The sequence below is a fragment of the Xenorhabdus sp. PB61.4 genome (genome assembly GCF_963894935.1).
GTDB classification, from domain to species: Bacteria; Pseudomonadota; Gammaproteobacteria; order Enterobacterales; family Enterobacteriaceae; genus Xenorhabdus; species Xenorhabdus stockiae.
Genome location: NZ_CAWQJR010000167.1, coordinates 21,666 through 34,684, shown reverse-complemented (window position 1 = coordinate 34,684; position 13,019 = coordinate 21,666). Strand labels below are relative to the sequence as shown.

General features: G+C 41.9%; 13 protein-coding genes and 1 pseudogene. 5 read left to right on the top strand and 9 right to left on the bottom strand.

From position 1 onward, the window contains the following. Both AACX68_RS20195 and AACX68_RS12510 read left to right on the top strand, forming a co-directional pair. Window positions 1-94: pseudogene (locus AACX68_RS20195) on the top strand (IS982 family transposase); the annotation flags it as partial. A 190-nt stretch (window positions 95-284) separates the two neighbouring features. Continuing rightward, window positions 285-917 (top strand): LysE family translocator, encoded by a 633-nt coding sequence (locus AACX68_RS12510; RefSeq protein WP_228859363.1) that lies wholly within the window; start codon window positions 285-287, stop codon window positions 915-917. Between the two features lie 49 nt (window positions 918-966). On the opposite strand, the gene AACX68_RS12505 is transcribed toward AACX68_RS12510, so the two are convergent. The 3 genes from AACX68_RS12505 to AACX68_RS12495 all read right to left on the bottom strand — a co-directional run bounded on the left by AACX68_RS12505 (window position 967) and on the right by AACX68_RS12495 (window position 3,089). Further along, window positions 967-1,176 (bottom strand): hypothetical protein, encoded by a 210-nt coding sequence (locus AACX68_RS12505; RefSeq protein WP_228859362.1) that lies wholly within the window; start codon window positions 1,174-1,176, stop codon window positions 967-969. A 99-nt stretch (window positions 1,177-1,275) separates the two neighbouring features. Next, a complete protein-coding gene (locus tag AACX68_RS12500; protein WP_228859361.1) occupies window positions 1,276-1,917 on the bottom strand; it encodes a CPBP family intramembrane glutamic endopeptidase in 642 nt (213 codons plus the stop codon). Between the two features lie 146 nt (window positions 1,918-2,063). After that, a complete protein-coding gene (locus tag AACX68_RS12495; RefSeq protein ID WP_228859360.1) occupies window positions 2,064-3,089 on the bottom strand; it encodes a Fic family protein in 1,026 nt (341 codons plus the stop codon). Window positions 3,090-3,171: 82 nt separating this feature from the next. On the opposite strand from AACX68_RS12495, the gene AACX68_RS12490 reads away from it, so the two are divergent. Then, window positions 3,172-4,320, top strand: a complete 1,149-nt coding sequence (locus AACX68_RS12490; RefSeq protein ID WP_228859359.1) for a hypothetical protein — start codon at window positions 3,172-3,174, stop codon at window positions 4,318-4,320. Between the two features lie 61 nt (window positions 4,321-4,381). Here the strand turns inward: AACX68_RS12490 and AACX68_RS12485 are convergent, their stop codons facing one another. Both AACX68_RS12485 and AACX68_RS12480 read right to left on the bottom strand, forming a co-directional pair. Beyond that, the gene (locus AACX68_RS12485) at window positions 4,382-4,948 is read right to left on the bottom strand and encodes a 3'-5' exonuclease (RefSeq protein ID WP_228859358.1); all 567 of its coding nucleotides are present in this window, start codon (window positions 4,946-4,948) and stop codon (window positions 4,382-4,384) included. Window positions 4,949-5,043: 95 nt separating this feature from the next. Next, window positions 5,044-5,340: a hypothetical protein gene (locus AACX68_RS12480; RefSeq protein WP_228859357.1), complete on the bottom strand. Its 297-nt coding sequence runs from the start codon at window positions 5,338-5,340 to the stop codon at window positions 5,044-5,046. Between the two features lie 669 nt (window positions 5,341-6,009). Here AACX68_RS12480 and AACX68_RS12475 point away from each other — a divergent pair. Next, a complete protein-coding gene (locus tag AACX68_RS12475) occupies window positions 6,010-6,306 on the top strand; it encodes a TM2 domain-containing protein (protein ID WP_228859356.1) in 297 nt (98 codons plus the stop codon). A gap of 79 nt (window positions 6,307-6,385) precedes the next feature. Further along, complete coding sequence (locus AACX68_RS20190; RefSeq protein WP_370630295.1) at window positions 6,386-7,381, top strand: YecA family protein; 996 nt, start codon at window positions 6,386-6,388, stop codon at window positions 7,379-7,381. A 194-nt stretch (window positions 7,382-7,575) separates the two neighbouring features. Here the strand turns inward: AACX68_RS20190 and glmS are convergent, their stop codons facing one another. The 4 genes from glmS to atpD all read right to left on the bottom strand — a co-directional run bounded on the left by glmS (window position 7,576) and on the right by atpD (window position 13,019). Then, window positions 7,576-9,405 (bottom strand): glutamine--fructose-6-phosphate transaminase (isomerizing), encoded by a 1,830-nt coding sequence (gene glmS / locus AACX68_RS12465; protein WP_228859355.1) that lies wholly within the window; start codon window positions 9,403-9,405, stop codon window positions 7,576-7,578. A 123-nt stretch (window positions 9,406-9,528) separates the two neighbouring features. Continuing rightward, window positions 9,529-10,959, bottom strand: coding sequence for a bifunctional UDP-N-acetylglucosamine diphosphorylase/glucosamine-1-phosphate N-acetyltransferase GlmU (gene glmU, locus AACX68_RS12460; RefSeq protein WP_228859354.1), 1,431 nt, complete (start codon window positions 10,957-10,959; stop codon window positions 9,529-9,531). A gap of 233 nt (window positions 10,960-11,192) precedes the next feature. Beyond that, window positions 11,193-11,615 carry a F0F1 ATP synthase subunit epsilon gene (locus AACX68_RS12455; RefSeq protein ID WP_086954833.1) on the bottom strand — a complete coding sequence of 141 codons (423 nt, stop codon included), beginning with the start codon at window positions 11,613-11,615 and terminating at the stop codon, window positions 11,193-11,195. A 21-nt stretch (window positions 11,616-11,636) separates the two neighbouring features. After that, complete coding sequence (gene atpD, locus AACX68_RS12450) at window positions 11,637-13,019, bottom strand: F0F1 ATP synthase subunit beta (protein WP_099110078.1); 1,383 nt, start codon at window positions 13,017-13,019, stop codon at window positions 11,637-11,639.

Sequence of the window (13,019 nt, the reverse complement as noted above, 5' to 3'; positions counted from 1 at the left end):
ACTGCTTTCCCACACGTTGGGTATTTTTGCTAATTTTAAACAAGGTAAAAGTCAACGCGACTGGCTTCAACAATCCAACGTTATAGGATGTTAAAGTCGAGCATCGCGTTACAGATTAATGGCATTAATATACTATTCAATCAATATATATCCAATGGATTTCAAGTTGCGTCGCGGCGGCAAGGGAATGAATCCCCGGGAGCATAGATAACTATGTGACCGGGGTGAGTGTGAGCAGCCAACAAAGAGGCAATTTGAAAGACGAAGGATAGAGGGAATATATAATGCCATCAATAGAAACACTCATTCCATTTATTGGAATATCAACATTTTTATGCTTCTTACCGGGGCCAGATAATATTTTAGTCTTAAATCAATCAGCCCTGAACGGACGAAAAACAGGTATATTCATTACCATTGGGTTATGTATCGGGTTAATAATACATACATCTTTAGTTTCATTAGGTATTGCTATAATAATACGGGAAAATGCTATCGCTTTTGAGATTATTAGAGGGCTTGGAGTACTTTATTTAACCTATCTGGCATGGGGAGCTTTCAATTCCAAGCCAGTTTATTTAAAGGATAACTCAGAGATTCTCTGTGATAGCAAGAAATTCATTAAAAAAGGAATGATAATGAATTTGTCAAACCCAAAAGTAATTATTTTCTTTTTGGCTTTCTTGCCACAGTTTATCAGTAACCATGAAGAAGCAATGCCTGTTTCACTACAATTATTATACTTGGGATTGATATTTGTCAGCGTGGCTTTTATTTCATTTACGATGATATCTTACTTGTCTGGTTTTTTGCATAAATTTGTGGCTAATCACTCATCAGTGCAAATTATTTTAAATAAAGTGACAAGTGTTATTTTTATTTGTTTAGCAATTAATTTATTAATGAGTCAGATTTGAACAGATATAGCTCACATGACTCATTAAATATGATTAAAAACAGGTTTATTTATGTAAACAGAAAAAACAAAATAACACATATAATTATAAAAATAGCTAAAACCGCAGTAACTCCAACAATAACATTTAAAACATAAGCAACTATAGCAGTAATTACAAAAAAAATTATAATAGCAATAATATTACCAACAATAAATTCTTTTAAAAAATCTAAAGTGAAATCCTTAAACCAGTTTTTTTCCTTATTTTTGTTACTCATACGTTAGTTTCCTTATTTATAATAATGTGTGATTATTAGATTTAGTCACTGAAACTTAAAATATCAAATGGGTATGAAATTTCCATACCCTGAAACGAGTTAAAACTCATATAAAACAGCAAGAATATTATTAAGTGCATGTAGCACCATCGGAATAATAAGAGAACGGGTATGTATCCTGACATGGCATAGGATAACAGAAAATACGAATAACACGATAAAAGTAGTGGGTGATGAATATTGCATATGCCCGGCAGAAAATAACAACGATGTCGTTATAATAGCTACCTGCTTTCCTCTTCCACCGTATCCCATTCCTGCATTTAGTAAAAAACCACGGAATATAATTTCTTCACTAATCGGAGCTGCAATACAAATAGTAATCATATGTAGGAAAACAGTAAAAGCGGGCAGATAAACAAGATTTGAAGTCCAGGATTCTTCTATGCCAAGGATACCATTTATCCAATTCAGCGCAAAAATTGCCAACACGGGTAGTGCAAGATCCGTTAAACGCAACTTACCTATCGGCATTAAGTTAAATTTTTTCTGATAACTGCGCCAACAAATTATTGAATAAGGAAACCAGATAAGAAGACTTAACACAGGTAGAGCTAACTCAGAACGATATAGCTCTACCGCATTAGGAAAGAAAATCAACAGGAAAGACAAGGCAAACCAGCCGATATAAACTGCTATGCAAATTAATGAATGGGTAACTCTGTCTGTGTATTGCATCATGCTTTAGGATAACTTCCGTTTAAATGATGATGTTATACCATGAAAATAGCTAATTTATAGTCGTAAAATCCTATTAGGATTAGGGCTAATTGTTCTAATTCAGAGGGAGCTAAAAGTGATCTAACGAAAATTAAAAACAGCCAATTTTATCTAACCCGCCAATATCCCCCTTTTTTCGCACCAACACGAATTAAATACCCACATTCCTGCAATACTTTAATATTTCGTTCTATTGTTCTAGGAGTAACGCCTAAATCATCAGCTAGTTGAGATATTGTTATAGCTGGATGATTGACAATAATAGACAGGATTTTTTTCGCAGTCGCATTCAGTTGTTGTGTATTTTCTTCCGACATTTTTACCGACATTTGTACCGACATTTCTTCCGACTCTAAGATAGTATCCTGCTGTTCTGTATCAATACTTTCCTTAAGTGCTTCAGCTAATTTTTCCAGTATAAAATCAATAAATACCGTGCAATCACTGGTCTTATCACATTCTCTAAGCACCTGATAATATGCCTGCTGCTGATAATGAATAATGGTTTCAACCGGCAACCATGCCAACTCCGAGCGCCATTCACTCAAAATCAACGTTTGCCATAAACGGCCCATGCGGCCATTACCATCAGCAAATGGATGAATAAATTCAAACTCATAATGAAAAATAGAACTGGCAATTAACGGATGGATATCAGTTTGCTTTAACCATGTAAGTAATTCGTTAATCAAACGGGATATTTGGCTGGCAGGAGGTGCCATATGGATAAGTTTATTTTCACGATAAATACCAACATCATTGCCACGTAATTGCCCCGGAAAATCAATTAATCCCATCATCAATAATCGGTGTGCGGCTAATAAATCAGATAATTGGTGACTACGCCAATCCGGTAATTTCTCATAAGCTAATATGGCATTGTGTACTTCCTGAATATCCTTTGCAGGAGCCAGTACACGTTTACCATTCATAATTGCTGTGACTTGCTCGATCGATAAACTATTATGCTCAATAGCCAATGATGCTTGTATTGTGCGAATCCGGTTTTCTTTACGTAACAAAGGAGAACTCATCTCACTTTGTACTGACCAGCGCCCCAATAATTCACCTATTTCTATAACACGATTAAGTATAGATGGAGTGATACGGTAAGGAGGTTGGTAAGCCGCCACATTGATTTCCTCTTGAATTGACCAAGTGTTAAAGTGAGGTTATCACAACATCATATTAACCTGAATTTATAGAGCTCTGCCCATGAGTGAATACCAATATTACCATTTTGAACGGCTGGATGGCGTGCTGTCGGCACAGCAAAAAGCCAGTCTGCGAATGATCTCCAGCCGTGCCGAAATCAGTTCGAGTCATTTTTCTGTTCATTATAACTATAGTGACTTAAAAGCTGATCCAGATAAACTAATGGCTCAGTATTTTGATATCGGGCTTTACTATGCGAATTGGGGCCAGGTTATTTTCTACCTAAAAGTACCGTTAGATACGATCCCTCCAGTATTTATGCACATTGATGATGGTGACTCTGTAACCTGTGAGAATGTGAATGGGTACGTACTATTCACATTTTCTGTGGATGAAAATGATTATTATATGGACGATGACGATGCAAATGATTATCTGAATCATTTGGTTGAGTTACGTTCAGAGTTACTGAGAGGAGATTACCGTCTGCTATATCTCCCCTGGCTGAAACTCGCATTTGATAACGATGAGACTCTGTCTGAACTCCCTCTGATTAATTTCGATTTTAATCAATTATCTGATGCACAATTGGCATTTGCAGAATTATTCGATATTCCTCCAGCAGCATACAAGGCTTTGGGTATGCTGCTTAAATCATCACCAGCACATCCCGCAGAGGTTAAGCAGTTGACCACAGAAGAGCAAATTAATCAGCTATCTGATGCAGATAAAGATTTGTTATTGAAATCCTTATTTGATAAAGGACAACTGACTGCACATCAAGCGCGGGCATTGGTTTGCAAACCGTCAACCAGCGATGATTATCAATATTGGCTGAATCCTTCCTCACTTCATACTTATTGGCAGGCTGCGAATGAGGAAATGGAACGGGAACGCTTGCTGGCTGAAGAAAGAAAGCGCGAACAAGAGCGGCTTGCAACATTAAAACGACTCAATGCGGTCTTTGCCGCAAAAGAAATTCACTGGAAAAATGCGAAGACATACAGTGAACAAGGCCATGCCAGTGCTTACGATAAAGCGGCCAGAGAAATAAAAGATCTGTACGCGGCTTATCAGATTAATAATGCATTAGCCGAATTTGTGACAATTTATCAGGTATTTGCCAAGGGTATAGAAAGAAGAAGAACATTAGTTCAACGACTGGAATTACTCAATCAGGAAATTAATAAGTATCAGGGTAGTATGTAATTTAATCCCCCGTCCTTTTATGGCTGTTTTGGGCGGGGAATACAGTGAGCAGGATAATTTCCTACTTTAGCTGAGAATATAAATCCGCAATGGAACGAACCACTGCGGCAGTCGTCTGGCAATCCACCACAGCTGTATGCGCCTTTCCCTTCACCGACACTCCCGCAGCACGTGCTGCATTGGCCAGTGAAATAGTACCATATCGGTTTGTTGCGCCATAAAACTGAGCAGCTAATTCCATTGCACACTGAGACTGCAACTGCTTTATCCAACGCGTATCCATCGCAAATGCCTTCGCAGTCTGAGCTATAAGCCTGAGATCAAACTTTTCATTAAAAATAATCAAAGGACGGCTGGTCAAAAGCGGGATAAGTTCATCAGCAATCTGCGGCCATTGAGGTTCATTATTCAAAGCACTCAGGGTTATACCGTGAACAGCTTGAGCTTCAGGATCAATCAGTACAGAAGGGCGGAGATAGCGCTGAAAAATCACCTTCCCATCGATATCTGTAACGGCTATCTCAATGACCTGTGCCTGTTTATCTAAACCTGTGGTTTCGGTATCCAGAATATATGCACGTTCCGTGATCCATTGATGGGCCTGTGTAATAATTCTTTCTCGGAACATCTTTTTTTCCTTAATAATTTTAAGGATAGTTGCTTTATCGGGATACTTTTCTGGATCGAACACTATTATTATCCTTTCTTATTTATCTTATTAATTCAAATAGGATCTTTAAGCATTAAACCAAATAAAGGATTATCAACAACCGGGACAGCCGCGGTATCAAATTTGTCTGGCTCCGGCAAAAAATCAATATCCATTAATGCGGCAAACCGTGACGGCGCCAAATAAGCATATTCGATATCATCCGCGTACATCACCATACCAAACTCATTTTCATCCAACGTCACAAATCGACGATTACGCGTGTTAAACAGTACATAGCCGACCACATCAGGATCTTTTTCCATTAACCTTAATGCATCAAGCTCTTTCTTAAGTTTTTTTAGTTTCATAATAAATCTCCACTCATTTTAATAGCCACAATTAGTTCCACCTTAAGTTAAAATGCTAACCAATGGATTTTTATTGAGGGTTTTAACGGCAACTTCAAACTGCCTTGGAGTAACCTGCTGTTTGTGCTGATTCCAACTGTGTACAGCCCGAATTATTTACTTTGAACTTTTTGTGTGTTCATACTTAATCAGTCAGTGCAGTGGCCCCCAGCCTCTTGCATAAAATAAAGCAGCCTATGTACCTCAAGCAGAGAATACGTTACCTAGAAGTGGTCCTCTGCATAGTAATTCATATCATATCTATTCAGACAATCAAATTCCGTGTGCCACTACAGTTCGGAAGCAGTGAGTATAAGTGAGGTTGAAGTAGGTGTCTTATGGAAGCCTCATTTTACTTTTTTATCTATTATTTAGAATAAATTTGTAACTACTATTTAAGATAGGATATCTATTAGGTTAGGTAGGTTAGGTAGGTTAGGGTAATTGACTCCAGCCGGAGGAATGAATAAATGACAAAAATCGTCGACATGATAAAAAATTTCTACTAGCTTAACCATAGCTTGTTCTTCCTCAGAGCAGTTTTTCAGCATTTACCAAAACTTTTCTTCTGAAACAGGCAGTTCGTCGATTTCTATCCAAAACTCAGGTTAATTAAAAGGATTAAGCTCAATGTCGAGTATGGTGTTTTGCCGCGGGTGCGGTAATAAAATTCACGAAACAGCTAAGGCGTGCCCAAACTGTGGTGCAATACAAGGAACAGTAGGAACTAAAAACCGTATCGCTGCTGCACTCTTAGCGTTTTTTCTAGGAGGGTTTGGCGTTCATAAGTTTTATCTGGGTAAAATTGCGCAAGGCTTTTTATATCTAATTTTCTGTTGGACGTTTATCCCTTACTTCATTTCTTTCGTTGAATTCATTATTTACCTGTGCAACTCCGATGAAGAGTTTGCCCGTAAGTATGGTTAATTAACTAAGAAGTTTAATGAAAATGGAATAAGCAGTACCGAAAGCATACATCAGCAAAAATAAAATAGAGCGATTTAAAATGAAAGTTGGTCGGAACGATCCTTGTCCCTGTGGCAGCGAGAAAAAATACAAACGTTGTTGTATGGATAGCGTTTCAAAGCAACGTGCGGAAGTATTGGATGATATTGCGCAAGTCGCTGCTATTAACCCAAATTTGACTCTAGATGAGCTAAATGCTGTTACTCAACATAAAATAAATGAGCATAATAATCGGCCTAATACTGATTTTTGTGGCCTGTCACCAAACCAAATGAGCAATTGGATGCATGCGCCATTCGGTCAATTTTCTTGGGTAACAATCAACACGCCGGTTGATTTATCAAGTAGCCCTGTGATGCGCTATTTAGGGTTAATCTTAGATGAAGCGATGCAGAATGAAGGCTCATTTAAAGCGACCACCAAAGGCAACTTACCCGTAAAACTGGTGAAACAAGCCTGTGATTTGTTGCCTGAATTTCCAGTGGCTAAGTTTGATACTCCTATTAGTATCCATGAATTTTCCGGCAGTAATGAAGATAAATTTAATGCACTGCATTACTCTCGGGTATTGGCAGAAATCGCTGGCATTATTTACCGTAGAAGTGGTCGCTACTATGTGAAAAAAGATGCACAGAAGCAATATCAAACCCATGGCATTAATGCCTTTTTCTTACCTATGCTGGAGGCAGCAACCACACAGTATAATTGGGGCTACTTAGACAGTTGGGGAGACATTGATATACGAACTTTCTGGCTGTTTATGCTTTGGCGTCTACAAAGCCATGGTTCTGTGGATCAATTGAGTGACGAAGTCGCTACCGCATTCCCTGCTTTACTTGATCAGTTCATACCGAATAAGCTCTTTTCGCCAACAGAGTCACTCACCATGGTGATTGAATCTCGCTTTATCGCACGTTTTTTACAGTTTTGGGGATTTATAACGATTGAGTCCAGATGGGTTCCTATTGAAAATCCATCATCCAGAAAAGCAGATATTTTGCCATTGCTGACGCAGACTTTTCGGTTTGCAGTTTGATACGCTCACGCGGTATAGGATTTAAACCCCAAAACCCTGCACAGCTGGATTTTGGGATTGTACTTTCTTTATCAACTAATTGGTGATTCAGACTTGCTATTAAACGCCGCTAATCCGAGTAATAGAATCCGGTCGGTTTTCACATGACCGGATTTAGAAAGAATTAACTTTTATTATATATGGTGATTAAACCATCACTCCACCGTAACAGACTTCGCCAAGTTCCTTGGCTGATCCACATCTGTACCTTTGATCAATGCAACGTGGTAAGACAGCAATTGCAGTGGCACGGTATAGAAGATCGGGGCGATCAGTTCTTCTACGTGTGGTAGGGAGATGATCTTCATGTTTTCGCTATCGGTGAAACCAGCATCCTGATCAGCGAAGACGTACAACTGGCCGCCACGGGCGCGGACTTCTTCAATGTTGGATTTCAGTTTTTCCAGCAGTTCGTTGTTTGGTGCAACGATGATAACCGGCATATCCGCATCAATCAGTGCCAGTGGGCCGTGTTTCAGTTCACCCGCTGCGTAAGCTTCTGCGTGGATGTAGGAGATCTCTTTCAGTTTCAACGCACCTTCAACCGCGATCGGGTATTGATCGCCACGGCCGAGGAATAATGCGTGGTGTTTTTCAGAGAAGTCTTCTGCCAGTGCTTCGATCACTTTGTCTTTCGATAACATGCTTTCAATGCGGCTTGGTAACGCATGCAGGGCATGAACGATATTCTGTTCCAGAGAATCATCCGCACCTTTCAGACGTCCCATGTAAGCCACCAGCATCAGCAATACAGTTAGCTGAGTGGTAAATGCTTTGGTGGATGCTACGCCGATTTCTGCGCCCGCTTTGGTCATCAGAGCAAAGTCTGATTCGCGTACCAGAGAGGAACCCGCAACGTTACAGATGGTCAGGGAAGTCAGGTAACCCAGTTCTTTGGATAAACGCAGTGCTGCCAGTGTGTCCGCTGTTTCACCAGATTGAGACAGGGTGATCAGCAGGCTGCCTTTACGACAAGCTGGTTTGCGGTAACGGAATTCGGAGGCGATTTCTACATCACACGGAATACCCGCCAGTGATTCAAACCAGTAGCGGGAAACCATACCGGCATTGAAAGACGTTCCGCAGGCAACGATCTGGATGTGTTCAACCTGAGACAGTAATTCTGCTGCGTTAGCGCCCAGTTCTGACAGATTAATTTCACCGTGGCTCACACGACCTTCCAGTGTGTTTTTAATTGCCATTGGCTGTTCGTAAATCTCTTTCTGCATGTAGTGACGGTAAACACCTTTGTCACCTGCATCGTACTGAACGTTGGATTCGATCTGTTCACGTTCAACGGCTTCGCCCTGCACATCAAAAATACGAACGGTGCGGCGGGTGATTTCAGCAACGTCACCTTCTTCCAGATAGATAAAGCGGCGAGTCACCGGCAGTAATGCCAGCTGGTCAGATGCCAGGAAGTTTTCACCAACACCCAGACCAATCACTAATGGGCTACCGGAACGCGCAGCCACCAGCACGTCTGGCTGACGGCTATCCATAATGACGGTGCCATAAGCGCCGCGCAATTGTGGGATAACACGCTGTACGATTTCCAGCAATGAGCCACCCTGTTGCTGTTCCCAATGAACAAGGTGAGCAATGGTTTCAGTATCGGTATCTGAAGAGAAACCATAACCACGCGCTTTCAATTCTTCACGCAGCTCTTCATGGTTTTCAATAATGCCGTTATGCACAACTGCAATATGTTCAGAAACATGAGGGTGAGCGTTACGTTCGTTTGGCTCTCCGTGCGTCGCCCAACGGGTATGAGCAATACCTGTACCACCGATAACAGGCTGTTTATCAGCTTCATCAGCCAGCATCTGTACTTTGCCCACTTCACGCAGACGAGTCATCTGATTTTCACTGTCAACGACAGCCATACCCGCAGAGTCATAACCACGGTATTCCAGACGACGAAGACCTTCGATCAATATTTCTGCTATATCACGCTGTGCTACTGCACCAACGATTCCACACATGTGTTTTTATTCCTAAAAATAGGGCTGTAAATGCCCTTTTTATGTCTCACAACCTGATTGTGTTCCGGCTTTGCCGGTCCCCGAGCTTTGTAGAGATGGGGATTATTATTATTTATATATATTTTATTTTTTCTTAACAGGACGTTTCCAGTCCCGAATATGAGTTTGCTTAACACGGCTGATAACCAGCTCATTTTCAGCAACATCTTTTGTTACGGTGGTTCCTGCGCCGATAGTTACACCTTTAGCAATGTTTACAGGGGCAACAAGCTGGCTGTCAGAACCCACAAATACGTCATCACCAATGATAGTCTTAAATTTATTGGCGCCATCATAGTTACAGGTAATGGTTCCTGCACCGATATTTACATTACTTCCAATTTCAGAATCACCCAGATAAGTCAGATGCCCTGCTTTGGAACCTTTGCCAAGGGAGGATTTTTTCATTTCAACGAAATTGCCGACATGGGCTTTTTCCGCCAGTTTAGATCCCGGACGCAAGCGAGCAAATGGCCCGACGGTGCATTCAGCCGCGAGTTCAGAATCTTCTATTACAGTATAAGGGCTGATTACCGCACCATCACCGATAACGCAATTTTTCAGAATACAGCCAGAGCCTACCTGAACGTTATTCCCCAATACGACATGACCTTCAATAATGACATTGGTATCAATGGTAATATCGCGGCCATGCTCTAATGTTCCGCGCAGATCGAAACGAGCCGGATCGAGTAACATTACACCCGCCAGCAATAATTTTTCTGCTTGTTCAGACTGGTAAATACGTTCCAGTGCAGAAAGCTGAAGACGGTTGTTAACCCCTTCCATTTCACTCAAACGGCTTGGGTGAACAGCTTTAATCTGACGGCCTTCTTGATGTGCAAGTGCAATAACGTCTGTCAGGTAGTATTCACCTTGTGCGTTATTGTTTTCCAGTTTGGATAACCAGCGTTTCAAATCACCACCGTTTGCAACCAGAATTCCGGTGTTGATTTCGTTGATTTTACGCTGCTCGTCAGTCGCATCTTTTTGTTCGATAATCCCTGTGACTTCGCCATTTTCACGGATGATACGACCATATCCGGTCGGGTTATCCAAGATAGCGGTTAATAAGCCAATACCGCCTTCTGGTTTAGCTTCGATCAAACGTTCTAACGTATCCTGAGCAATCAGTGGTACATCTCCGTAGAGGATCAGAATATCTTCATCATCGGCAAAATGTGGAGCAGCCTGCTGCATCGCGTGACCAGTACCTAGCTGTTCCGCTTGCAATACCCAGTTAAGGTTTTGATTAGCGTTTTTCTGGCCTGAAAGAGCTTGTTTCATCAGGTCGCCGCCATGCCCATATACCAGATGAACATTTTGGGTACCCAATGCCATTGCAGTATCAATGACATGCTGAACCATCGGCTTTCCTGCCAGTAAGTGCAGGACTTTAGGGAGGTCAGAATACATGCGGGTTCCTTTTCCCGCCGCCAGTATCACAACACTTTTTGCACTCGTTGATTTGGAAGTAATTGGCTTGGAAATAGTTGCATTGGATGTAATAGACATAAGAAACCTGACAATTCCGATTTTAAGTATAAAAGTAAACCTGTTTACGAAATAAATTGCTACATATTTCGTAATGCAAAAAAGCCAGTTAGCATGACTAACTGGCTTTTTATCTACTGCCTTACCCTCTGTCTTTCCAATTGTCTCAATGCAATTCGAAATCCATTGGGTATTTACCTTTTATCTCTCAAATTTAACCTTATCAGCTAATATTTGAAATTTATTAGGTAATCCTACATCAGCTGTTTCGTCAGTTCGATTACACGAAGTTTTGCAATCGCTTTCGACAATTCAGCAGATGCCTGAGCATAATCAACATCGCCGTGGGAATTACGGACATGTTCTTCCGCCTTGCGCTTGGCTTCAAGCACTTTGGCTTCATCCAAATCCTTACCACGGATCGCTGTATCGGCCAGTACGATCACGCCGTTTGGCTGAACTTCCAGAATACCACCTGACAGGTAGATAAACTCTTCTTCACCAAACTGCTTAACAATACGTATCATGCCCGGTTTTATGGCAGTAAGCAGCGGGGTGTGCTGAGGATAAATCCCCAACTCACCTTCACTACCAGTCACCTGAATTTTCTGTACCAGCCCTTCAAACATCAGTTTTTCAGCGCTGACTACGTTCAGGGAGAACGTCATTGCAGCCATATCAACCTCCCGTCAGCCGTATTAAAGCTTCTTAGCTTTTTCTATAGCTTCTTCGATGGTACCAACCATGTAGAACGCCTGCTCTGGCAGGTGGTCATAATCACCGTTCAGGATGCCTTTGAAGCCACGGATGGTGTCTTTCAGAGAAACGAATTTACCTGGTGAACCGGTAAATACTTCTGCAACGAAGAATGGCTGAGACAGGAAGCGCTGGATCTTACGAGCACGAGCAACAACCAGTTTGTCATCTTCTGACAGTTCGTCCATACCCAGAATCGCGATGATGTCTTTCAGTTCCTGATAACGTTGCAGGATAGACTGAACGCCACGAGCTACGTCATAGTGCTCTTGACCAACAACGAGTGGATCAAGCTGACGGCTGGTTGAATCCAGTGGGTCAACCGCTGGGTAGATACCCAGAGATGCGATCTGACGGCTCAGTACAACGGTTGCATCCAAGTGAGCAAAGGTTGTTGCTGGTGATGGGTCAGTCAAGTCATCCGCAGGAACGTAAACAGCCTGTACGGAAGTGATTGAACCAGTTTTGGTAGAGGTGATACGTTCTTGCAGAACACCCATCTCTTCCGCCAGCGTTGGCTGATAACCTACCGCAGATGGCATACGACCCAACAGTGCTGATACTTCGGTACCTGCCAAGGTATAACGGTAAATGTTATCGACGAACAGCAGAACGTCACGGCCTTCATCACGGAATTTTTCCGCCATGGTCAGACCGGTCAGAGCAACACGCAGACGGTTTCCTGGTGGCTCATTCATCTGACCGTATACCAGAGATACTTTGTCCAGTACGTTGGAGTCTGTCATTTCATGATAGAAGTCGTTACCTTCACGGGTACGTTCACCTACACCCGCAAATACAGAGTAACCGGAGTGCTCGATAGCGATGTTACGGATCAGCTCCATCATGTTAACGGTTTTACCTACACCCGCACCACCGAACAGACCGACTTTACCACCTTTAGCGAATGGACAAATCAGGTCCATTACTTTGATACCGGTTTCCAGCAGTTCCTGAGAGTTAGATAACTCTTCATAGCTTGGTGCAGTACGGTGAATTGACCAGCGCTCTTGCTCGCCAATGTCACCTTTCATATCAATCGGGTCACCCAGTACGTTCATGATACGACCCAGAGTCGCTTCACCAACAGGGACTTCGATTGGATGACCTAAATCAGTCACTTCCAAATTACGGCGCAGACCATCAGAAGTACCCATTGCGATACAGCGAACGATACCGCCGCCTAACTGCTGCTGAACTTCCAGCACCAGTTTTTCTTCACCGTTTTTAACCTCAAGGGCATCGTATACTTTTGGTACGCTGTCCTGAGGGAATTCGACGTCCACCACGGCGCCGATTACCTGGATAATCTTTCCAGTAGCCAT

Excerpts from the sequence above, each read along its gene's own strand:
- AACX68_RS12510 (WP_228859363.1), top strand. The coding sequence starts at position 285 with ATGCCATCAATAGAAACACTCATTCCATTTATTGGAATATCAACATTT.
- AACX68_RS12505 (WP_228859362.1), bottom strand. The coding sequence starts at position 1,176 with ATGAGTAACAAAAATAAGGAAAAAAACTGGTTTAAGGATTTCACTTTA.
- AACX68_RS12500 (WP_228859361.1), bottom strand. The coding sequence starts at position 1,917 with ATGATGCAATACACAGACAGAGTTACCCATTCATTAATTTGCATAGCA.
- AACX68_RS12490 (WP_228859359.1), top strand. The coding sequence starts at position 3,172 with ATGAGTGAATACCAATATTACCATTTTGAACGGCTGGATGGCGTGCTG.
- AACX68_RS12485 (WP_228859358.1), bottom strand. The coding sequence starts at position 4,948 with ATGTTCCGAGAAAGAATTATTACACAGGCCCATCAATGGATCACGGAA.
- AACX68_RS12480 (WP_228859357.1), bottom strand. The coding sequence starts at position 5,340 with ATGAAACTAAAAAAACTTAAGAAAGAGCTTGATGCATTAAGGTTAATG.
- AACX68_RS12475 (WP_228859356.1), top strand. The coding sequence starts at position 6,010 with ATGTCGAGTATGGTGTTTTGCCGCGGGTGCGGTAATAAAATTCACGAA.
- AACX68_RS20190 (WP_370630295.1), top strand. The coding sequence starts at position 6,386 with ATGAAAGTTGGTCGGAACGATCCTTGTCCCTGTGGCAGCGAGAAAAAA.
- glmS (WP_228859355.1), bottom strand. The coding sequence starts at position 9,405 with ATGTGTGGAATCGTTGGTGCAGTAGCACAGCGTGATATAGCAGAAATA.
- glmU (WP_228859354.1), bottom strand. The coding sequence starts at position 10,959 with ATGTCTATTACATCCAATGCAACTATTTCCAAGCCAATTACTTCCAAA.
- AACX68_RS12455 (WP_086954833.1), bottom strand. The coding sequence starts at position 11,615 with ATGGCTGCAATGACGTTCTCCCTGAACGTAGTCAGCGCTGAAAAACTG.
- atpD (WP_099110078.1), bottom strand. The coding sequence starts at position 13,019 with ATGGCTACTGGAAAGATTATCCAGGTAATCGGCGCCGTGGTGGACGTC.